The organism is Pseudomonas sp. PVC-5-1 (genome assembly GCF_057444345.1).
Genome location: NZ_CM172024.1, coordinates 2,572,656 through 2,595,057, shown reverse-complemented (window position 1 = coordinate 2,595,057; position 22,402 = coordinate 2,572,656). Strand labels below are relative to the sequence as shown.

Here is a 22,402-nt window from a genome sequence, read left to right as displayed (position 1 = left end):
TGCTGTGCCTGCGATGGGCTGCAGAGCAGCCCCAATGGCTTCATCCCCGCTCTTGCTGACGGCGCCGAGCCCCCTCCAGCAAAATCTCGACAAACGCACGGGCCGAAGCACTCAGCGGCTCGTCCTTGCGGGTAACTACGCCGTACTCCAGCGCCGCCAGGTGCAAGGGGCTGCGCAATTCTTTCAGTTGGCCGCTGGCCAACTGCGCGGCAACCATCGAGCGCGGCAACATGGCGATCATCGGCGCCGCCTGCAGCAATTGCAGGAACATCGGCATGGAGATGGTTTCAACGCTGTCGGCAGGCGTGGCAATGCCGGCAAGCCGGAAGGCCTGCTCCAGGCGGTTGCGGATCGGCGTACCCCCCGGGTACAGCACCCACGGCCAGTCGCCCAGCGCTGTCAGCGGCGTGCTTTCCAGCTGGTTGAGCGGGTGCTCGCTGTTGACCACCAGGCTGAACGGTTCCGGCTCAAGGGGCTGAAAGTCGAACAGCTGGCTGAAGCGTTCTTCGGTGAAGCGGCCAATCATGATGTCGAGCTTGTTCTGCTCCAGCATGGTCAACAAGTGATCGCTGGAATGCTCCACCACTTCGATCGACAGCAACGGGCTGCGTGCCTTGATCGCGGCGATGGCCTGCGGCAACACCAGCGCGGTGGCGGCAAAGATCCCGCCGACGCGGATAAAGCCGTGCCCGCCATTGCGCAGGCGGTTTACCTGGTCGACGAACTGTTGCGACTCGGCCAGCGCGCCTTGGGCATAACGCACCACATATTCGCCCAGTTCGGTGGGTGGCATGCTCCGCGGCAGGCGCTCGAACAGGGCGAAGCCGAACTGCTCCTCAAGGTCACGCAACATCTTGCTCAGTGCCGGCTGGCTCAGGTTCATGCGCGTGGCGGTGGCGTGCATGTTGCGGGTGCGCGCCAAGGTGTCGATCAGCACCAGGTGCTTGTAGCGGATCCAGTTGCAAAAGCTGGAATGGGTCATGTCCGGCGGCATTGACGCAGGGCCTCAGGCAAGTGAAAAGGCAGGGCTATTGCGCCCGCAGGTAGTGCAGCAAGGTGTCCAGGGCAACCGAGTTGGGCCGCGAGCGCAGGGTCAGCACGCCCAGGTTGGCCATGGCCAGCGGCAGTTCCACCGGCAGGATGGCGACCATGCCATAGCGGGCATAATGCTTGGCCACGTCATCGGGCACCACCGCAATCATCTCGGAGGCTTCGAGCATGGCGGTGGTAGCCAGGATCGAGGCAGTTTCGACGATATCCAGTGACTGCACCATGCCGCCGGCCTGCAGCGCGCTTTCGACGCGGCGGCGCATCGGGCTGCCGATCGGGTGCAGTATCCAGGTCGACGCCACCAGGTCGGCCAGTTGCAGCCCGGTGGCATTGGCCAGCGGGTGGTCGGCGCGGGCGATAACCCGCATCTGCTCACCGCCTTCGAACAGTTCGATGTTCAATTCCTGGCTGTCGCTCTGGTCCGGCAGGCGCCCCACCACCATGTCGAAGTCGCCACGCAGCAAGGCCGGCAGCAAGGTGTCGCTGGTGCCAACCTCCAGGGAAATGCGCACTTTGGGGTGATCGCGCTTGTAGGCCAGTACCGCCCTGGTCAGCACACCCGGCACCGGGCCCATGACGCTGCCCACCCTCACCAGGCCCTGAGCCCCGCGCGCCAGCTCGGCAATCTGCGCCTGGGCGTGCTCGAACTCATGCAGCGCGTTCTGCGCATAGCGGATCATCACTTCGCCATACAGCGTCGCTTGCATGCCCCGTGGCAAACGCTCGAACAAGCGTACGCCAAGGCGTTCCTCGAGCTGTTGCAGCAACAGGCTCGCTGCCGGTTGCGTGGTGTGCATCGCCGCGGCAGCACGGCGCAGGTTAGCGAACTCGCCCAAGGCGTTGAGCAGCGTGATCTGCCGGCTGGAGATCTTCAATGCGCCGAGGCTGGCAGGCGCCTGGGCGCTGTCGGGTGGCAATCGAGACATATCGAATTCGGTATCGCTGGTTAAGATTTGGCGATTATGCCTGTATCGCTCGACAACCTACAGTCAGGTCCCCCAGTGCTTGAACAGAACAAGAGCCGACCATGAGCATACGTATTACCCACCTGAGCGTTCGCGACATTCGTTTCCCCACTTCGCTGTCGCTGGACGGCTCCGACGCCATGAACAGCGCCCCCGATTATTCAGCGGCCTATGTGGTGCTGCACACCGACGCCGAGGCCCTCGAAGGCCACGGCCTGACCTTCACCATCGGCCGAGGCAACGAGATTTGCGCGGCGGCGGTGCAGGCGCTGGCGCCGCTGATCGTCGGCCTTACCCTGGAGGAAATCACGGCCGACATGGGCGGTTTCTGGCACCGCTTCACCGTCAGCGACAGCCAGTTGCGCTGGCTGGGCCCGGAAAAGGGCGTGATCCACCTGGCCACTGCCGCCATCATCAATGCCGTGTGGGACCTGTGGGCCAAGCACGAAGGCAAGCCGGTGTGGAAGCTGCTGGCCGACATGACGCCCGAGCAACTGGTGCGCTGCCTGGACTTCAGCTACGTCACCGATGTGCTCACCCCCGAAGAAGCCATCACCCTGTTGCGCCGCCAGGCCCCGGGCAAGGCCCAGCGCGAAGCGCAGATGCTGCGCGAAGGCTACCCCGGCTACACCACCGCGCCTGGCTGGCTGGGCTACAGCGAGGAAAAGATGCGCAAGCTGGCCCGCGAGGCGGTGGAAGATGGCTGGACCCACATCAAGCAGAAGATCGGTGCGGACCTGGAGGAAGACATTCGCCGCGCCAGCATCCTGCGCGACGAAATTGGCTGGGAGCGCACCCTGATGATGGATGCCAACCAGGTATGGGGCGTCGAGGAATCCATCGCCAACATGCGCCGCCTGGCCGCCTTCGAGCCACTGTGGATCGAGGAGCCGACCAGCCCGGACGACATCCTCGGGCACACCACCATCCGCCAGCGCATTGCGCCGATTGGCGTGGCCACCGGTGAACATTGTCACAACCGGGTGATGTTCAAGCAGATGTTCCAGGCCGGCGCGCTGGACTTCTGCCAACTGGACGCGGCCCGCCTGGGTGGCCTGAACGAAGTGTTGATCGTGCTGCTGATGGCAGCCAGGTACGACGTACCGGTGTGCCCGCACGGCGGCGGTGTCGGCCTGTGCGAATACGTGCAGAACATTGCCCTGTTCGACTACATCGCGGTGTCGGCTTCGCTGCACAACCGGGTGCTGGAGTACGTCGACCACCTGCACGAGCATTTCATCGACCCGGTGGTGATCCGCCGCGGGCGCTACATGCCGCCGCGACGCCCGGGCTACAGCATCGAAATGCATGCCGAGACCCTGGAACGCTACCAGTACCCCAACGGCGCGGTGTGGCTCGACATCAACCGTTCCTGACCCACCTACCTGGGTGTGCCGCCTTTGCGCGGCACGCCACCAGCACTTTTCACGGGGAAAAAACAATGACAATCCTCACCGGTACTGCAGCGGCGCCCGCCCCTGCAGCCACCACCGAACAGCGCCTGAACGGCCTGCTGCTGCGCAAATTGATGCCACTGCTCATCGTTGTCTACGTGATGAGCTTCCTTGACCGGACCAACATTGCCCTGGCCAAGGCCAGCATGGGCATCGACCTCGGCCTGTCGGCAGCGGCCTACGGCCTGGGCGCCGGCCTGTTCTTCCTCACCTACGCCCTGGCCGAAGTACCCAGCAACCTGATCATGCATCGGGTGGGCGCACGCTTCTGGATCACCCGCATCATGATCACCTGGGGCCTGCTCTCGGCGGGCATGGCCTGCGTCCAGGGCGAAACCTCGTTCTACGTCATGCGCCTGTTGCTCGGGGTCGCCGAAGCGGGCCTGTTCCCCGGCGTGATGCTGTACCTGACCTACTGGTTCGACCGTGAACAGCGTGCCCGCGCCACGGGTTACTTCCTGCTGGGCGTGTGCCTGGCCAACATCCTCAGCGGCCCGCTGGGGGGTGCGCTGCTGGAAATGGACGGTGTGCTGGGCTGGCACGGCTGGCAATGGCTGTTCGTGCTCGAGGGCCTGCCGGCAGTGGCCCTGGCCTATGTGGTATGGAAGAAACTGCCCGATGGCCCGGCCTCGGCGCCCTGGCTCTCGCCCGCCGAAGCCGAGGACATCGAGCGCCGTCTGGCTGCGGAGCGTGCCGCCGCACCGCAGCAGAGCAAGTTGGGGCAGATGTTCCGCGACCGGCAGATCTGGCTGGCGATCGTGGTGTACTTCGTGCACCAGATCACCATCTACACGGTGATTTTCTTCCTGCCGGGCATCATCGGCACCTACGGCGCGCTGTCGCCCTTCCAGGTCGGCCTGCTGACCGCCGTACCGTGGATTGCTGCCGCCATCGGCGCCGCCACCTTCCCGCGCCTGGCCACCTCGCCGAGCCGTTGCCGTACCCTGCTGTTCGGCGGCCTGCTGACCATGGCGGCCGGGCTGCTGCTGGCGTCGCTGGCCAACTCGTTCATCGGCCTGATCGGGTTTTCGCTGACTGCCCTGATGCTGTTCGTGGTGCAGTCGATCATCTTCGTTTTCCCCTCCAGCCGCCTGAGTGGCAGCGCCCTGGCGGCAGGCCTGGCCTTTGTCACCACCTGCGGCCTGTTTGGCGGTTTCGTCGGCCCATCAGTGATGGGCCTGATCGAGCAGGCCACCGGCAGTACCCGCAATGGCTTGTGGATCATCGCCGCGTTGCTGGTGGTGGCAGCGCTGGTCAGTACCCGCTTGCGACAAGGGCAGGAGCAAGCGAATCGCTGACAGGAGGCGTTTGCCTGCCAGGGCCTAATCGCCGGCAAGCCGGCTCCCACAGGTACAGCGACAACCTTGAGTTCAACGCTGCCCCCGTGGGAGCTGGCTTGCCGGCGATGGGTTGCAACGCAACCCCGGCGGCTCAAGGTGTAGCGCCGGCCGGTCGGCCGCAGCGCAGTTCCAGCACCTGAGCCAGGCGCTCTACCGCCTGTTGCAGCTCCCCCGGGTGATCACCCAGCCACGCCATCGCCAGGCACTGCTGGTAGCGCCCCTGCAAGCTGAACTGCTCGCCCGGCATTGCATGCAGCGCTGAACCCGCCAACGACGCGGCAATATCCGCCCATGGCAGTGGCTGGCGAAAGCGCACCCACAGGGTCCGACCGCCCTCCGGCGTTTCCAATGCAACCCGCTGGCCAAATTGCAGCTGCAGCTCACGCGCCAGGCATTGCATACGCTTTTGCAGGTCCGTACGTAGCCGCACCAGTTGCGTCTCGATCTCGCCTTTGCCCAACATGTGCGCCAGCGCTTGCAGGCGAAGCGGTGCAAGCCGAAACGCACGCTCCGCGAAAGCCTCGGCCAGCCCGGCATCATGGCCCAGCAAGTAGGCATAGGGCGCCTCGCTCCCCACTGCGGCATCGAACGCCCCCATCACCAATAGCCAGCGGGGGTCGACCCAATCGCGCAGGCGCATATTCGGCGGCCCGCTGTAACAGTGCTCACTGTCCAGGTCGTTTTCCAGCACCCATACAGAGTGCTGCCCAAGCATCTGGCCAAGCTGCTGCTGATAGTGCGGTGATACCAGCCGCCCCTGCGGCATGCCAAGGCACGACGGCATCACGAGCATGGACACCGGCTCGCTATCCAGTAGCCAGGCCAGGGCGCGCAGGTCCGGGTTGCCGCAGGTATCCAGTGGTACCTCCAACACTCGCATGCCGGCGCGGGCCAACGCGCGCAGTACCTGCCAGCAACAGGGCGAGTGCACCACCACGGTTCCTCCTTGCACGGCCAACGCCGCCAGCAAGGTCTCCAGCAACGCCTGCACATCCGGAGCCAACTGAACGTCCTCGGCACGCCAGTACCGGTTGGAGGAACGGGTATAGCGTTCTGCGACGGCATTGCGCAGGCGGGCGCTGCCGGGCGCGTCCCAAGGGGCACCATTGTCCGTGCGCTGACGTGCCAGGCGCCGTTCGTGGCTGAGCAGGGTTCGCTCCAGCATCGGCTGTGCCGGCAGGGGTGCCTGCAGGGGCAGGGCCGCAGCAGCATCCTTGGCAGCGCCCTGTACGTAATAGCCCGACCTGGGCAGGCATTGCACGCGACCCTCTTCTTCCAGCAGGCTGTAGGCACTCTGTACGGTGGCCAATGACACCCGCAACCGCCGGGCCAACTCGCGCAACGACGGCAAACGGCAGGGGCCACTTCGTGGAGCCTGGTCGATCAGGGCTTCCAGGTAGCGATAGACCTTGCGATAGGCGAACTCTCCGGCGCCCGATTGCTCCATCAAGGCGGCCCCGCATGACCACGCCGCCGCCCCGCTGCCCGCCGCGGCAGCAACCTAAGCTGTACATCGCGACGGGCCAGATGGCTCATCAGGCGCCAGGAGGCCAGCGGCAGGCCCCCGCCATAGATCAACCTGAGTTGCCCCAGCGGCAGGCCGCTGGTGTTCACCAGCCAGTTTTTCACCGCTTCAGGGCAGGGTTTACCCTGCAAGGCCCGATGCAGATATGGCAGCGCCACCAGCATGTCGGCATGCCAGCACTGCAGAAAACGCTCCAGGTTCTTCCCCTGCCTGGCAAACGGGCTGAACAGCAGGCACACCTGTTGGATCTGGTTGATGCCGTATGCCCTGCCGAACTGCAGTTGATGCACATCGCGCCGCTTGTTGGCGCCCGGCTGGCCAGCCAGCCGCAATGCCGGGCGACTTGCCTGCGGTTCGAGACTGCGCGCGTGCAGTTCCTGCAACTGCGCCGGGGCCAACGGCTCGACGAACGCGGCCAATGGCCGGGCGTCCTGGCCCCCCTCGAAGCGGCAACCGAGCATGAGGTCAAGCTGCTGTTCTTCGAGCAACGGCGGCAGCAGGTCGTCAATGGCAATCAACCGCACCGGCGTATTCTGCGGCACCGCCCCCACGGCCGGTTCCGCCAAGGCGCTCGATGGGCCCCCGATGCCGCCATGCAGGCGACTGAGCCCCTGTGCCAGCGTCGCCAGGCACTGGTGCACCGCATACGAACCCCGCTCCCCTGCCAGGCGCAAGCTGCGCCGTGCCCAGGCAAGGTACCGGCGGCGCTGGCACGCCGGGATGGCGGTGATCAATACATCCGCAGGGGTATGGGCCTGCAGCGCAAAGCCAACCGCGGCCGCCAACTCCAGGTGCAGGCGACTCCCTAGCAGCGCTTCGGGGCTGGCGTCGACCAGGTGACCGAACATCAGCATGGCGTCCCTCGCCAACAGCCAGCTCTCGGGCGCGGCAGGGGCATGCCGGCTGAACGGCACTACTTCACGCCCCTTGATCATCTGCAGTTGCACCCGCGGGTCATCCTGCAAGAACAGCGCATTGAAGCCGCGCTCATGGCATTCGAGCGTGGCACTGTCAGCCACGGGCAGGCTCACTACCAGCACCCGCAGCTGGAAGGTTACCGGCGCACGCAGGGCGATACTCAGTTGTGCGGCACGCAGCATCGCCAGCAGCCGGGCGCTGCGCTGATCGTTGCCTTGCAGCACCAGCAAGCGGTAGGTGCCGATGTATTCTGGCCCGCCTGCAGCAACCAGCAGCCGTTGTATCAACAACTGCAAGGAAGCACGCTGCGCCTGTGACATATGACTGAGCAAGCGCTCGAGTACTTGCTGGTAGATATAGTGCATTGCCTGGTCGTGAATAGCAGTCACGAAATCACCTCATCAACTTCATGCAGCCAGCGCACGTTGATCAGAGAACCTGAACATCAACATGCCCTGAACTTTTCCAGAAGAAATTTCCTACAACTAATTGGAAGTAATGACGTAACCAGTCACTGTCGCCAAGACATCGAGAAAAACGCATCGTAGCGACGCCCCGCCGCTGCCATACACCGCCCTGGCCTGGGCATAGCCATGCTCATTCCACGCTCCTTGCGCAAACTATCATTGAGCCATTATCGAGGGATGCAAGGCGAATAGAAGATACAGATCAGGGTAAAAAAACCATTCAGAAGAAGTGAGAAAACACATTGACCGCGAGAGAATAACAATTCAAGGCAAAAAGCTTGGCGGAATATTTCGACGAACCTCCAAGTGATCGTTTAAATATAATCCGCGTCTCCTTTTATTGTAGGAAAATTCTTTTTTAAACATCAATCATTCTGTACCGGGCACAAAAAACCCGGGACTCTGCCCGGGCTTCCTGATGACGCAGACCGCTGTCAGTGTTGCGCCATGTCCAGCACCACGCGCCCGCCGCATGGGCATTGGTCCATGTAGCGATGCGCCTCGACCACCTGCTCGAACGGGTAAACCTTGATGATCTGCGGTGTCAGCAACTGGTCGGCAGTGAACTGGTTGATATCGCGCAAGGCGCGCTGCAGCGCCACCTGGTCCTGGCTGATACCCAGCTCCGGCTTGCCGGTGAAGTTGCCGATGCAGTGCACATAGAACTGGATGTTCTTCTGGAACGCCGCACAAGCCGGGAACGGCGTCTGATTGCCGCCTTGCAGGCCATACAGCACCAGGCTGCCGCGCGGTGCCAGCACATCGCCGAGCAGCGACATCTGCGGCCCACCCATGCCATCCAGGACCATGTCCACACCACGGCCATCGGTGTACTTGCCAACCTGCAGCAGCAGGTCCTGCTCTTCGGTGACAATAACCTTGTCGGCGCCCAGGCCCAGCAGGTACTCACGCTGTTCCGGCTCCTTGGTGGCGGCGAACACCTTCAGCCCCAGGGCCTTGCCCAGTTGCACGAAGGCAGGGCCCGCGCAGTGGCTGGCATCGGTGACCAGCGCCGTCTGCCCGGCTTTCGCCCGGGCCAGGTCGACGTAGGCGAAATAGGCGATCAGCAGCGGCGTGTAGTGCACGCTGGCCTCGATCGGGGTAAGCACATCCGGATAACGGGTAATGGCCGAACGCGGCAGCACGATGACATCGCCATACACCGGGTGGTCGTTGGCACTGGTGGCCGGGAAGCTGGCAACCCGGTCACCCACCGCAATATCCTCGACCCCTTCACCGACCGCGGTCACCACCCCGGCCATCTCGTGGCCGATCCCCGCCGGCAGGCGCGCCTGGGACGGTGCCAGGTTCTGGCGCCAGAGCACGTCATACCAGCTGACGCCAACCGCCTCGACGCGGATCTGTACCTCGCCGGCAGCGGGTGACGGTTCGGGCTGCTCCTCGCAACGGAGCACATCGGCAGCGCCGAACTTGTGGAAACGGATCATGCGGGACATCGCATACCTCGCCATTGTGAACCTCTAATTACCACGAACTCTATCCGGGCTTTGCCGGTTAGACCATCAGTGGTCATTAATAGTCGACATGCTTGTCATCGATTGGGCACCTGACTTTCCCTGCGATTGGTCCCCCTAAACCCGTGCAGGGTACCAGCCTTTGGCCTTAAGATTCACCTCTGCCCCACTTCAGGCGAAGCTCACCGATGAATCGAAACGACCTGCGTCGTGTAGACCTCAACCTGCTGATCGTGTTCGAAACGCTGATGCACGAACGCAGCGTGACCCGTGCCGCGGAAAAACTGTTCCTCGGCCAGCCCGCCATCAGCGCGGCGCTGTCGCGCCTGCGTAACCTGTTCGACGACCCGCTGTTCGTGCGTACCGGCCGCAGCATGGAGCCCTCGGCCCGGGCCCACGAGATCTTCGCCCTGCTGTCCCCGGCGCTGGACTCGATTTCTACCGCCGTCAGCCGCGCCGCCGAATTCGACCCGGCCACCAGCAATGCGGTGTTCCGCATCGGCCTGTCTGACGACGCGGAATTCGCCCTGCTGCCGCAGTTGCTCAAGCGCATCCGCGCCGAAGCGCCGGGTATCGTGCTGGTGGTGCGCCGGGTCAATTACCTGCTGATGCCGACGCTGCTGGCTTCGGGCGAGATCTCGGTGGGGGTCAGCTACACCAGCGAGCTGCCAGCCAACGCCAAGCGCAAGGTGCTGCGCCGCAGCATGCCGAAACTGCTGCGCGCCGACAGCGTGCCGGGCGCCATCACCCTGGACGACTTCTGCGCGCGGCCGCATGCGCTGGTGTCGTTTGCCGGGGACCTGTCGGGGTTCATCGACGAGGCCCTGGAAGAGATTGGCCGCAAGCGCCATGTGGTGCTGGCGGTGCCGCAGTTCAACGGGCTGGGGAGTTTGCTGGCGGGCACCGATATTGTCGCTACGGTGCCGGACTACACAGCGGACGCGCTGACCGCGGCGGGTGGGTTGCGGGCTGAGGATCTGCCGTTGGATGTGCGTAGTTTCGAGCTGCACATGGCCTGGCGCGGGGCGCAGGACAATGACCCGGCGGAACGGTGGTTGCGGTCGCGGATACAGATGTTCTTCGGCGACCCTGACAGCCTATAGGGGCTTCGCGCATGCTTAATAACTAATCATTTCTGCCTCTTCCTAGCCTCGAAGAGCCATTTTCCTCCAGCTAATTGCTAAATTTGGGGCATATTTGAGGGCATGCTTTGGATGGTTTGAAAAGGATGCCCCCAACCTGATGTCTACACCCCCTGCCGCTCCCAAACTGAAATCGATGGCCATTTGCTCGCTTAAGATTGTCGACTTGAAGCTCTTTCCTTACACACCTGAGATAATGAAAACCCAATTCAGGAAACGGCACAGATCATCAAGAACTGACGTTGTTGTGAGAGTTGGAGCGCTGCTGTGTAGGTAGGGCCGCGCAGCAACCATGCCTAGTACTCTTTATCCAGAATTTACGCCGGCGAAAAATAAACCGACAGCAACTTGGCACGCGAATCAATACGCTTTAGTCACTTCTTCGGAGTATCGAGAGCGCTACATGTTCCTGTACGTCAATACCTTCATTCGCCCCACCCAGTCCGCTTCGTTCGCAAAATCCTGCAAGACCAAGCCCCTCGCCCTGTTGCCCGTCCAGACTGGTCTTGCCACATTCCTGATGATCGGGCCAGCACTGGCGGATCCACTTCCTGCCCCTGCCATCGCCAGCACCCTGCCATCCACCCCCAACCCCTTCGCCGTGGACACGACACTGCTGGGCAAGGTCTACGTCAGCGGTCAACTGACCGGGCTCGGCCTGTGGCAGAACCATATTATCGATGCTCCCGGTAACGATAACGACACCTTCCGCGCCGACCTCAGCAATGCCCAAGTCGAGATCCAGACCATCGACGGGCCGCTGCAGTTCTATATCCAGGCCGGTGGCTACTCGTTGCCGTCCCTGGGCAGCACCTACATGAAGTCGACCAAGGCCGCCGAAGAGCTTTACGGCAACCTGCCAGTGGCTTACCTGAAGGCGCCGTTGGGCGAACACTTCGCGATCCTGGCCGGCTCGCTGCCGACCCTGGTTGGTGCTGAGTCCACTTTCACTTTTCAAAACATCAACATCCAGCGTGGCCTGTTGTGGAACCAGGAGCCCTCCATCAGCCGCGGCGTGCAACTGAACTATGCGAGGGACAAACTCAGCGCCAGCCTGTCGGTCAACGATGGCTTCTATTCCGGCAAGTACAACTGGGTCAGCACCAGCCTCGCCTACGCTTTCGATGCCGACAACACCCTGGCGTTCATCGGGGCGGGTAACTTCTCCAGCAACGCGAAGTCGAACATCGCCACGCCCACAGTGCAGAACAACAGCCAGCTCTACAACCTGATCTACACCCACACCGACGGTGACTTCACCCTCAGCCCCTACCTGCAATACACCCGTATTGACCAAGACCGCGACATCGGCATCCATGCAGCCGCCGAAAGCTATGGCGCCGCGCTCCTGGCCAAGTACAGTTTCGATGAACACTGGGCCTTGGGCGTGCGTGCCGAATTCATCGACAGCCAGGGCGGCAGTTGCGGCACCGACCAGAATTGCGCCTCGACCAACCTGCTCTACGGCCCAGGCTCCGGCGCCTGGGCGTTGACCGCCACGCCGACCTACCGTGACGGCCCGTTCTTCGTACGGGGCGAGGTGGCCTACGTCAAGGCACTGGGCGCCGACGATGGTTCGGCGTTCGGTGCCAGCGGTGATGAGCGTGACCAGGTTCGGGTACTCGCCGAAACCGGCCTGATGCTCTGACCCTAAAGCCCTGTGGTCGCACAGGGCTCGACCCACGGGCGTCAAGGAATAAATGTCCAATCCGACGAGGCTTTCATGAATAACCCCCTTGAGCAGTTGCAAGAGCAACTGAGGCAACACGGCATCACCGAAGTCGAGTGCGCGCTCAGCGATTTTTGTGGCATCGCCCGAGGCAAGATCGCCGCCACCGCTCGCTTTCTCGAAGAAGGTGGCATGCGCCTGCCGGAAAGCGTCCTGCTGCAAACGGTGACCGGTGAATACGTCGATGACCATGTGTTCGATACCCTGCTCGACGAGGCAGGTGCCGACATGTACTGCCGCCCCGATCCGCAGGCCTGCTTTGTTCTACCCTGGCTGGCCGAGCCTACCGCCATGGTCATCCACGACCCGTTCGACAAGGCCGGCAACCCGATCGAACTGTCGCCGCGCCATGTACTCAAGCAGGTGCTCGGCCTGTATGCCGATGAGGGCTGGCAACCGGTGGTAGCCCCAGAGCTGGAGTTCTACCTGACCCGGCGCAGCTTTGATCCGGACGTGCCACTGGAGGCACCCGACGGCCGCTCCGGCCGCCCGGAACGGGGTCGGCAAAGTTTCTCCATCGACGCCACCCACGAATTCGCACCGTTGTTCGAAGACCTCTACCACTGGTGCGATGCCCAGGGGCTGGACCTCGATACCCTGAGCCATGAAAGCGGTCCCGCCCAAATGGAAGTGAACTTCCGCCACGGCGACGCTTTGCGCCTGGCCGACCAGCTCATCCTGTTCAAGCGCACCCTTCACGAAGCGGCGCTCAAGCACGGCATCAGTGCGACCTTCATGGCCAAACCGATCGCCTACCAACCCGGTAGCGCGATGCACATCCACCAGAGTGTGCAAGCCTTGCATACCAGCGACAACCTGTTCGCCCGCGATGACGGCGGCATGAGCGAGCAGTTCCTGCATTACATCGGCGGCTTGCAGCGCTACATCCCGCAGCTGCTGCCGCTGCTCGCGCCCAACGTGAACGCGTTCCGCCGTTTCCTGCCGGACAACTGCGCGCCGGTGAACGTCGCCTGGGGCCACGACAACCGCACCGTCGGCCTGCGTGTACCCTGCGCATCGCCCGCCGCGATGCGCGTGGAGAACCGCCTGCCCGGCGCCGATGCCAATCCCTACCTGGCGCTGGCCGCCACCTTGCTGTGCGGTTATCTGGGCATGCGCGAACGGATCGAGCCAAGCGCCCCGTTATCGGGACGTGCCTACGCTCACTGCGGCCTGAGCCTACCTAACACGCTTGACGAGGCGCTGGCTCGAATGGACGCCTGCGACAAGCTCAAGACCTACCTGGGTGACAGGTTCGTGCAAGGGTATGTCGCGGTCAAGCGCACCGAACACCGCCACTACCGGCAAGTCATCAGCACGTGGGAACGCGAGTATCTGCAATTGAGTGTGTAACACCGCTCCAAAAAACCGCACGAATGGACTTGATGCGATCTTTATCCAGAAAGCCCCAATCCTTCTGACATCTTGCGCTGCGGGCCACTAGCCTTCCTTCACTACTGGAGGAAACGCCATGGACCTGATCTTCATGGCCCGGACCTGATCGTGCTCGACCGGTTCATTCCTTAGGCCAACGTCACATCTCGACCTGAGTGCCCAGTTCGATCACCCGGTTCAGCGGCAACTTGAAGTACTTGAGGTTGCTGTTGGCATTCTTGAGCAGGAAGGCGAAAAGGTGCTCGCGCCACTTGGCCATGCCGATCCGTTTGGTGGGCACCACGGTTTCCCGGCTGAGGAAGTAGGTGGTGCGCATAGGGCTAAAGTCCAGCTCAGCAGTGCTGCTCTGGCTTAGGGCAAGCGGCACGTCGGGCTCTTCCATGAAACCGAAGTGCAGGCTGACTCTGAAGAAGCCTGCGCCAAAAGCTTCCACTTCGAAGCGTTTGTCAGCGCTGACACGCGGCGAATCTTCCGAGACCACCGTCAGCAGTACCACCTGTTCGTGCAGCACCTGATTGTGCAGCAGGTTGTGCAGCAGGGCATGGGGTACGGCGTCGGTACGGGCGGAGAGGAACACCGCAGTACCCTGTACACGGTGGGGCGGCTGCGCCTGTACGCTGCCGATGAATAACGGCAGCGGCAACGCGGTTTCGTCCAGCCGTTCGACGACAATGCTGCGCCCGCGCTTCCAGGTGGTCATGAGCACGAACAATGCCAGGCCGGCGATCACCGGGAATGCGCCACCTTGGAAGATCTTGGGCGCGTTGGCGGCAAAATACAGGCCGTCCACCAGCAGGAAGCCCAACAACAGCGGAACGGCCAGCCAGCGCGGTGTCTTCCACAACAGCAACACCACTGCCGACGCCAGGAGCGTGGTGATCAGCATGGTTCCGGTCACTGCCACGCCATAGGCTGCTGCCAGAGCACTGGACGATTCGAAGCCGATCACCAGAAGCACAACGCCTACCATCAGCGCCCAGTTGACCATGCCGATGTAGATCTGCCCCTGCTCTTCGCTGGAGGTGTGCTGGATGAACATGCGCGGCACATAGCCAAGCTGGATGGCCTGGCGAGTCAACGAGAACGCACCGGAAATCACCGCCTGCGAGGCAATGATAGTGGCCAGGGTGGCCAGCGCTACCATCGGCAGCAGTGCCCACCCGGGAGCCAGCAGGTAGAACGGGTTTCGCACCGCGGCTGGGTCGTTGAGGATCAGTGCGCCTTGCCCAAAATAGTTGAGTACAAGGCCCGGTAGCACCAGCATGAACCAGGCGCGAGAAATCGGTTTGCGACCGAAATGCCCCATGTCGGCGTATAGCGCCTCGGCCCCGGTCAAGGCCAGTACCACCGCGCCCAGAATGGCGATGCCCACGCCGGGATGAGCGACGAAGAAGTGCACGGCCCAAGTCGGGCTCAGCGCCTGTAGCACATCGGGCCGCTGGGCAATGCCATAGACGCCCAGCGCGCCGAGCACCACAAACCACAGCACCATCACCGGCCCGAACAGGATACCGATGCGTGCTGTTCCGTGCTTCTGGATAATGAACAACCCTAACAGGACTACGACCGAAATCGGCACGACCCAGTGGTCAATCCCGTCGATCCCCAGTTGCAGGCCCTCGACCGCCGACAGCACGGAAATTGCCGGGGTGATCATGCTGTCACCGTAGAACAGCGCCGCGCCGAACAGGCCCAACAGCACCAGCACCCTGCTCAGCACTGGATAAGGCCGCGCCGCCCGCCTGGCCAACGCAGTCAAGGCCATGATCCCGCCTTCGCCCTGGTTGCTGGCGCGCAGGATGAAAAGCACGTATTTGACCGACACCACCCAGATCAACGACCAGAACACCAGCGAGAGAATGCCCAGCACCCCTTCGATGTTGGCCTGCACGCCGAAGTGGCCATTGAACACTTCCTTGAGGGTATACAACGGGCTGGTGCCGATGTCGCCATAGACCACGCCAACAGCTGCGACCAACAGGCCAACGCCCGTGCTCTTGCCTGCGTGGGATTGATTTTCAGCGGCTGCGGTCTGACTCACAGATAACGTCTCGTCTGTTTTGCGTAAAGTCTGAGTGTAGGCGGGAATTCGGGGGCTTGAAAAAGCTGCACCAGTATTGGCCCTGGCCGTGATCCAGCGCATAAAGAATGGGTAAGAAATGCTCGTCGGTCGTCTCACCGACCACGCAAAAGAACGGCCGCCCTCACCCGCTGCCTGCCAAAGCAGTTCATGCGTGCAAATTCGCCATGACTGACCGGCAGGTGCTGGCAATCCAGGCTGCGACGGTGGCGGCTGTGGTCCACGTCCGGGTCGTGCAGGTAGACGAACTCCTCATCGCAGCCGGTTACCAGTACCCAGTGCGGCGCCTTCAGACGGGTGAAGCGATAACAACTGATCAGCACCAGTGGTCTGAAACCCGCTTGCAACACCGAACGGATATCGAAGCCAGGCGCCACCACCTGTTGCACGTCAGTCTCCCCCAGAGCCTCGACGAACTCGTCCTCTACCAGCCTCATGACGTCTTTTTTCTGCGGGCTGCGCACACCGTCGAGAAAAAGAGACCCCGGCTGGCTAAGCACCACGCGCACCTCGAACCCACGGCGCCAGGCCGCCAGAGCCAGGCCCTGCGGGCTACAGCCGCCATGGCCGGCGGTCATGAAGATGGTGGTGGCCTCACGCCAGAGCTGAATCTCCTCGGCGCGCAACAGCGGCCGCCCACGCTCGATCGCAGCCATGGCCATCAGTAGACAGGCCGCACCGCAGGTGAACTCTGTCGTTTGCGCGTAATAGGGCACTTGCCGAGCAGGTGCAGGTGCGTTGCAGAGGATGCGCTTTTCATAACGCAACGCCTGGCCATGGTCTTCGTAGTAGTCTTCGACCACGGCGAAGCGATAATAGCCATTGCTTTCGTACAGGCTGATCGCCGTCGGGTTGTCGGCGCGCACCTCAAGCCTCAACCAAGCGCAATTACGCTTCAGCGCTGCCGCCTCGGCCTGCTCCAGCAAACGCTGCCCTAGGCCATGGCCACGCCAGCCGGGGCTCACAGCAATCGAGTAAAGGCGCGCGAGTGACGTACCGCGATGAAACAACAGCAGCGCATAACCGGCCATTTGCCCCTGCTGCTCGGCAACGATCAGGCAGGCATTGGCACGGCGCACCATCCAGCTGAAATTGCGCGGGCTCAGGCGATCAAGGGTGAAGCAGTCCTGCTCCAGGGCCGCCAGCGCCTCGACATCGGCCACCGACGCAAAGCGAAAATCAAAAACCATGGCACCACCGTAATGTTTGAGTAACGAACCGGGACAGGTCGAGAAACCCGTGATTTATTGAAGCGGCGTGTTCTTCAACAGGGATCGAATACTCATGTCAGCGGTGCAAGCCAACGTGGCCGAAGTATTGGCCAAAAGCGAAACTTCCACAATCACCCTCAACGAGGAACCTCCCAGTACACGGCGCGCCGGTAGCCGCTTGCTGATCCTGGTGGAGCGCAAGGAGGACTGGGCCAGCTACCTGCCCAGCGAAAGCCTGATGCTCGCCCAGGACTACCTTGAGCACAGCGATGACGCACCCGGTCGCACTCAGGTGCTCAACCTGTGCCGCAACTACAAATACCTGGGCCAGGGCTACTACTGCTCGCTGCTGGCCGAGGCACGTGGGCACAAGGTGTTCCCGTCGGTACGCACGGTCAGCGAACTGAGCCGCAAGGCGCTCTATGGCGTGGGGCTGGACGACCTTGAGCGCACCCTCGAGCGTGCCTTGGTCAACCACCCATATGGCAGCACCGAGGCCTTCACCCTCACCCTGTACTTCGGCCGCACAGCCATCGAACCACTGCAGGAGATCGGCCGCCAGCTGTTCGAGGCGTTCCCCTGCCCCATCCTGTTGGTGGAGTTTCGTCGCGGCGACGCCTGGCAGATCGCCGGCATCAAAGCAGGCGCCCTGCACAAGCTGCGCGATGAGCAGCAGCATTTCTTTGCCGACGCGCTGGATGCCTTCAACCGCCGCACGTGGCGCCAGCCCGCCTCCAAGCGCCTGGCGCGTTTCGACCTGGCGATCCTGCACGATCCGGCAGAGGAACTGCCGCCGTCCAATGCCCAGGCCCTGGAACAGTTCATCGAGAACGGCAAGCCGCTCGGCATCGACGTGGAGCTGATCGAAAAGAAAGATTACGCACGCCTGGCCGAGTTCGACGCGCTGTTCATCCGCGAAACCACGCGGGTGGACGATCACACCTACCGCTTCGCGAAGAAGGCCGAGAGCGAAGGCCTGGTAGTGATCGATGACCCCTCCTCGATCCTGCGCTGCACCAACAAGGTGTACCTGGCCGACCTGCTCAAACGCCACAACCTTGGCGCACCGGCCACCGAGATCCTGTACAAGGACCGCCCCCAGGAACTTGAGCTGGTGGGCCGCCGCCTAGGCTTCCCATTGGTGCTGAAGATCCCCGATGGCTGCTTCTCCAAGGGTGTGATCAAGGTTGCCGACGCCCAAGCGCTGGCCTCGGCGGCACAGGAACTGTTCGAGCACTCGGTGCTGCTACTGGCCCAGGAGTACTGCTACACCGAATACGACTGGCGCATTGGCGTGCTCAATGGCGAGGCGCTCTACGCCTGCCAGTACTTCATGTCCAAGGGCCACTGGCAAATCTACAACCACAAGGCTCAGGCCGGCGAAGTCAATGGCCGGTGCCGCGCGGTGCCGGTGGAGCAGGCACCGCCCGAGGTGGTGAAGCTGGCCGTGGACACCGCGCGGCTCATCGGCCATGGGCTGTATGGCGTGGACCTCAAGCAGGCCGGCGACCGCGTGCTGGTGATTGAAGTCAACGACAACCCCAATCTCGATGCCGGCATCGAAGACGCCGTGCTGGGCGACGAACTGTACCGCCGTGTACTGCAGGCCTTCGTGCAGCGGCTCGAACGCAAACATCTTGGCCAGACCTGGTGAGCGATGATCGAATGCTACTGCACCGAGCACGGTGCCCTTCTTGAGTCGTCCGAGGATCAGGCCAGCATCTGGTTGTGCGTGGCGCCGGACGCAGCCGAACAGGCTCGACTATGCGGGCGTCTGGGCGTCAGCGCCCAGGCGCTGGAGTCGTCGCTGGACCCGGACGAAGTGGCGCGTATCGAGATCAAGCCCGATCACCTGTTCCTGATCTGGAAACGCCCGGAAAGCTTCGACGGCCGAGTATTCAACGTATCGTCATTCGGCGTGGTGCTCAGCGAGAAACGCCTGGTGGTGATTTGCGCCAGCAATTCGCTGCTGGACGGCGTGGATCCTCAGGCCGGTATCAGCACCCCGCTGGATGTGCTGATGGCAATGCTGGCCGAAAGCGTGCATCACTACCTGGGGCATTTGCGGGTGGTCAAGCAGGTGGCCAGGGAGATCCAGCTGCAGTTCGACCGACCCATGGACAGCCAGCACCTGGTGCAGATGTACAGCCTGAGCGAAAGCCTGGTGTATTACGTCAACGCGATCCAGAGCAACGGCGCCGTGCTCGCGCTGCTGCGCAGTCACGGTCAGAAGCACGGCTTCAGGCCCGAGCAGCTGGAGGCGCTCAACGACCTGATCATCGAGAACGAGCAGAGCTATCAGCAGGCGAAAATCCACGCCCAGGTTTTCACCAACCTCATCGAGGCCCGCGGCAACCTGGCCAACAACGGCATGAACCACGCCCTGCGCAATTTGACGCTGATCAACGTGGTGTTCCTGCCGTTGAACCTGCTGGCCAGCATCGGCGGGATGTCGGAATTCAGCATGATGACTGCTGGCATGCCCTGGTGGCTGTCATTTCCGGCCTTGTTGCTGGGCATGGCGGCGCTGGGCGGGGGCATGGCCGTGGCGTTGCGGCGCGTAGCATGAGCCCTTGCCCTCTACTTATTGTGCAGACACAGGCCGTTGAGCACTGCCAGCAGGCTTACAGCGAACACAGCCATCCACAGGGTCCCCATTTCCAATGCACGGTTTTCTGCCTGGTTCAGAGAGGTCACCGCGAGCTCATGCCAGCCCAACGCAGGCCCTTTATTGAGTCTTTACGCCAGCGTGCAGAAAACCGACAGCAACTTGACCTGGAAAAGCCGTAATCTCGATGCACGCCAATGAAACGGCGTACTGGCAACGCACGGATCAACTCGCCCAGCGCAAACGCAAGGCAGACATCTCCATTTTTCAGACAGACTGGCAGGAAGATTCTCATGGAAAACTCAGACATCGGACTGTTTTTACTGGCGCTGGTAGCCATCACTGGGACGCTCATCAGTCTGTTCGAGCGCCGTATCAATAAACCAGCAAGGCCGTTAATGAAAAGTCAGGCCACCAAAGTTCAGCGGCGTTCATGAGACAGCGCTGAAGCATTGCGCGATCCGCTGTTAGGCTGCCTTGTCAGTGTCCGCAATAATTATGCGGTGTGTTTTTTCGGCTTCCTTGATCCAATGAATCTTCTGGTGGGTAAATCCTATCGGCAACATCTGCTCACCATGCCGGTAGCCACCAGAAGATCGCTTGGTGCACATCAGACAGATCGTGTCCCTGGAAGTGGTGTAACTCATCTTGCGGCGCTATTGAGCGTCCTCCCCGCCTATGCTTGATCAGCAGAAAACCAAGATTGACCAAGTAAGGATTATTCCTTACGATTCAATCATTACATCCGGGAGAACGCCCATGCCTACCATCCACGAAATCGCCACGCTGACCTCGAAGGGCCAGGTCACACTGCCCAAATCCGTTCGCCAGCTACTGGGCATTGACACAGGTGGCAAGATCGCATTCGACGTACGCGGGGGTGAAATCGTGGTCAGCCGCGTAGAAACCACCCACGAAGACCCTGCCATCGGTGCGTTCCTGGGTTTGCTGGAGGCTGATATCCGAAACGGACGCAACCTCACCACCCTGCCGGAAGACTTGGCGCAAACCATGCTCGCCAATGCAAACCACCCTGTAAACCTGGACGAAGATATCGACGGTGAGGTCGCGATCTGATGCTGCGACATGGCTGGACACTGTTGTTCCATGAAGGTGTGACTTTACAGCTACGCAAATTGCAAGAAGCCGCCGCCCGAGCCGAGCAGAACGATCCGCAAGGTTTTGAGAGCAACGCCAACGTCAAGCTGTTTCGGGCATTGAGCCATCTGATCATGGAGGCTATGCCTGCCGACCCGGGCCGTGATGAGTTCCGCCAAGGCAACACGCTGGGCACCGCCTACCGACATTGGCGGCGGGCAAAAATCGGCAGGCGCTTTCGGCTGTTCTTTCGCTACGACTCAAAATCCAAGGTCATCGTCTATGCATGGATCAACGACGAAAATACCCTACGGCCCGCAGGCAGCAAAGCTGCGCGACTGGGTGAGGGATTGCACGTTTGACACCGGCCCTCCCCTCGGTGCGTCCAACTGTAATCCACTCGTAGCTGCTGTAAAAAAGGGTACATCTGGGGGTACAAAACCAATTCCCCATTCATAACCATTTGATTTATATGAAGGGCCAAATGTTCTTCGGGGATCCAGAGAGTCTTTGAAGTGGTCGAAAAAAGCGGCCGAGGATCCCCTATTAGTTACATCAATCGTCGAATCGGCTGCTCGCCGCTACCTTGCAGCCGAGCGCAGCCACTCAAGCTCAATAGGGCGGGAAATCAACTTCCCGCTGCTCAGCGGTGGTGGCGTCAAGGCGCTGTTGCGCAGCACCAGCCGTAGCCGCCAGGCCGGATTAATCAGCCAGATCAATCGCCTGCGCCGCTGAGCCGCAGGCCTTGCCCCCTCTCCCGTTTACAGGAGCAGGTGAGGAGCAGCGCGACCACCTGTGCCACTCCACTCCCCATGCCTTGTGGCTGTGGCACCAAGGCGCTGTCGGCACCGGGGCCGTGGCCGCGATTACCGCCATGGCGTTGCGTATCAATGGCATGTCGCACTGGATCATGTGGCAGATGACATCGCTGTTCGAGAACATTGGCACCGTGCAGGACGGCATCGCAACCTTGACCCGTGGGCCGAAGGTTCAAGATGCGCCGAACGCCGGCACCCTGGTGACCACGGGCGGTTCGGTGACCTTCGACAACGTGTGTTTCAACTACAACGGTGAGCGCCAGGTGCTCGATGGCTTGAGCTTGAACATTCGCCCAGGTGAAAAAATCGGGCTGGTGGGCCGATCTGGTGCCGGTAAGTCCACCTTGATCAACTTGCTGCTGCGTTTCTACGATGTCGACAGCGGTGAAATCCGCGTTGATGGGCAAAACATCGCCTCGGTAACGCAAGACAGCCTGCGCAGCGCCATCGGCATGGTCACCCAGGACACTTCCCTGCTGCACCGTTCCATTCGCGAAAACATCGCCTACGGCCGCCCCGACGCCACCGAGGCGCAGATTCGCAATGCCGCAGCCAATGCCCAGGCCGACGGTTTCATCCGCCAACTGAGCGACCGGCAAGGCAACACAGGGTATGACACCTTGGTGGGTGAACGCGGCATTAAGTTATCCGGCGGCCAACGCCAACGCATTGCCATCGCCCGGGTGATGCTCAAGAACGCCCCGATCCTGTTGCTCGACGAAGCCACCAGCGCCCTGGATTCGGAAGTTGAAGTGGCCATTCAGGAAAGCCTGGATGAAATGATGCAAAGCAAGACCGTCATCGCCATTGCCCACCGACTGTCCACCATCGCGGCCATGGATCGGCTCATCGTCATGGATGAGGGACGCATCATCGAACAAGGTACCCATGCTGAACTGCTCGCGAAAAACGGCGTCTATGCGCGGCTCTGGCAGCACCAGAGTGGTGGTTTCCTGGGGAAGGAACAGGGGTTGGCCGAGGCAATGGAGTAGGCCTTTCGAACAGATATCAAAGGCGCGCTTAGCTGGTTTTCTTGGCCACACATTCGCGTCGGACACGCCGTGATATAACCGCGCGCTACATCGAAGCATATCTATTTGCCATCATGTTCCAATAAAGCTGGCTGC

The 22,402-nt window shown here is 61.9% G+C and carries 17 protein-coding genes and 2 pseudogenes; 12 read left to right on the top strand and 7 right to left on the bottom strand.

Features of this window, described 5'->3' with window-relative positions:
- Positions 1–40: 40 nt before the first annotated feature.
- Positions 41–994, bottom strand: a complete 954-nt coding sequence (locus tag AC2T3R_RS11705; RefSeq protein ID WP_486745148.1) for a LysR family transcriptional regulator — start codon at positions 992–994, stop codon at positions 41–43.
- A 34-nt stretch (positions 995–1,028) separates the two neighbouring features.
- On the bottom strand, positions 1,029–1,976 hold the full coding sequence (locus AC2T3R_RS11700; protein ID WP_047932559.1) for a LysR family transcriptional regulator: 948 nt from the start codon (positions 1,974–1,976) through the stop codon (positions 1,029–1,031).
- A 101-nt stretch (positions 1,977–2,077) separates the two neighbouring features.
- On the opposite strand from AC2T3R_RS11700, the gene AC2T3R_RS11695 reads away from it, so the two are divergent.
- Together AC2T3R_RS11695 and AC2T3R_RS11690 are read left to right on the top strand one after the other, a co-directional pair.
- Positions 2,078–3,391, top strand: coding sequence for an L-fuconate dehydratase (locus AC2T3R_RS11695; protein ID WP_486745147.1), 1,314 nt, complete (start codon positions 2,078–2,080; stop codon positions 3,389–3,391).
- 65 nt (positions 3,392–3,456) lie between these two features.
- On the top strand, positions 3,457–4,767 hold the full coding sequence (locus tag AC2T3R_RS11690) for an MFS transporter (protein WP_410952859.1): 1,311 nt from the start codon (positions 3,457–3,459) through the stop codon (positions 4,765–4,767).
- Positions 4,768–4,900: 133 nt separating this feature from the next.
- On the opposite strand, the gene AC2T3R_RS11685 is transcribed toward AC2T3R_RS11690, so the two are convergent.
- From AC2T3R_RS11685 to AC2T3R_RS11675, 3 genes are all read right to left on the bottom strand, one after another.
- Entirely contained in the window at positions 4,901–6,256 is a 1,356-nt protein-coding gene (locus AC2T3R_RS11685) for an aminotransferase class I/II-fold pyridoxal phosphate-dependent enzyme (RefSeq protein ID WP_486745146.1), read from the bottom strand.
- Positions 6,256–7,641: a hypothetical protein gene (locus AC2T3R_RS11680; protein WP_486745145.1), complete on the bottom strand. Its 1,386-nt coding sequence runs from the start codon at positions 7,639–7,641 to the stop codon at positions 6,256–6,258. The genes AC2T3R_RS11685 and AC2T3R_RS11680 overlap by 1 nt, the downstream gene beginning before the upstream one ends.
- Positions 7,642–8,153: 512 nt before the next feature.
- Positions 8,154–9,176: a zinc-dependent alcohol dehydrogenase family protein gene (locus AC2T3R_RS11675; RefSeq protein WP_410952862.1), complete on the bottom strand. Its 1,023-nt coding sequence runs from the start codon at positions 9,174–9,176 to the stop codon at positions 8,154–8,156.
- A 206-nt stretch (positions 9,177–9,382) separates the two neighbouring features.
- Here AC2T3R_RS11675 and AC2T3R_RS11670 point away from each other — a divergent pair, with 206 nt between their 5' ends.
- The 3 genes from AC2T3R_RS11670 (at position 9,383) to AC2T3R_RS11660 (ending at position 13,418) form a co-directional block, all read left to right on the top strand.
- A complete protein-coding gene (locus AC2T3R_RS11670; RefSeq protein WP_013972367.1) occupies positions 9,383–10,297 on the top strand; it encodes a LysR family transcriptional regulator in 915 nt (304 codons plus the stop codon).
- A gap of 442 nt (positions 10,298–10,739) precedes the next feature.
- Positions 10,740–11,984: an outer membrane beta-barrel protein gene (locus AC2T3R_RS11665; protein WP_486745144.1), complete on the top strand. Its 1,245-nt coding sequence runs from the start codon at positions 10,740–10,742 to the stop codon at positions 11,982–11,984.
- Between the two features lie 75 nt (positions 11,985–12,059).
- A complete protein-coding gene (locus AC2T3R_RS11660; protein ID WP_309673665.1) occupies positions 12,060–13,418 on the top strand; it encodes a glutamine synthetase family protein in 1,359 nt (452 codons plus the stop codon).
- A 181-nt stretch (positions 13,419–13,599) separates the two neighbouring features.
- On the opposite strand, the gene AC2T3R_RS11655 is transcribed toward AC2T3R_RS11660, so the two are convergent.
- Both AC2T3R_RS11655 and AC2T3R_RS11650 read right to left on the bottom strand, forming a co-directional pair.
- Positions 13,600–15,501, bottom strand: a complete 1,902-nt coding sequence (locus AC2T3R_RS11655) for a potassium transporter Kup (RefSeq protein WP_486745143.1) — start codon at positions 15,499–15,501, stop codon at positions 13,600–13,602.
- Between the two features lie 134 nt (positions 15,502–15,635).
- On the bottom strand, positions 15,636–16,730 hold the full coding sequence (locus tag AC2T3R_RS11650) for a peptidase C39 family protein (RefSeq protein WP_486745142.1): 1,095 nt from the start codon (positions 16,728–16,730) through the stop codon (positions 15,636–15,638).
- Positions 16,731–16,824: 94 nt separating this feature from the next.
- Here AC2T3R_RS11650 and AC2T3R_RS11645 point away from each other — a divergent pair, with 94 nt between their 5' ends.
- From AC2T3R_RS11645 to AC2T3R_RS11615, 7 genes and pseudogenes are all read left to right on the top strand, one after another.
- Positions 16,825–18,405 (top strand): RimK family protein, encoded by a 1,581-nt coding sequence (locus AC2T3R_RS11645; protein ID WP_100413526.1) that lies wholly within the window; start codon positions 16,825–16,827, stop codon positions 18,403–18,405.
- 3 nt (positions 18,406–18,408) lie between these two features.
- Complete coding sequence (locus tag AC2T3R_RS11640) at positions 18,409–19,320, top strand: magnesium transporter CorA family protein (RefSeq protein ID WP_410952865.1); 912 nt, start codon at positions 18,409–18,411, stop codon at positions 19,318–19,320.
- A 332-nt stretch (positions 19,321–19,652) separates the two neighbouring features.
- The gene (locus tag AC2T3R_RS11635; protein ID WP_167506595.1) at positions 19,653–19,796 is read left to right on the top strand and encodes a hypothetical protein; all 144 of its coding nucleotides are present in this window, start codon (positions 19,653–19,655) and stop codon (positions 19,794–19,796) included.
- Positions 19,797–20,118: 322 nt separating this feature from the next.
- Positions 20,119–20,436, top strand: coding sequence for a type II toxin-antitoxin system PrlF family antitoxin (locus AC2T3R_RS11630; RefSeq protein WP_486745141.1), 318 nt, complete (start codon positions 20,119–20,121; stop codon positions 20,434–20,436).
- Positions 20,436–20,789 (top strand): annotated as a pseudogene (locus AC2T3R_RS11625) (type II toxin-antitoxin system YhaV family toxin); the annotation flags it as partial. The gene AC2T3R_RS11630 and the pseudogene AC2T3R_RS11625, both read left to right, overlap by 1 nt.
- A 178-nt stretch (positions 20,790–20,967) precedes the next feature.
- Entirely contained in the window at positions 20,968–21,192 is a 225-nt protein-coding gene (locus AC2T3R_RS11620) for a hypothetical protein (protein WP_486745140.1), read from the top strand.
- A gap of 76 nt (positions 21,193–21,268) precedes the next feature.
- A pseudogene (locus tag AC2T3R_RS11615) lies at positions 21,269–22,267 on the top strand (ABC transporter ATP-binding protein); the annotation flags it as partial.
- Between the last annotated feature and the right edge of the window lie 135 nt (positions 22,268–22,402).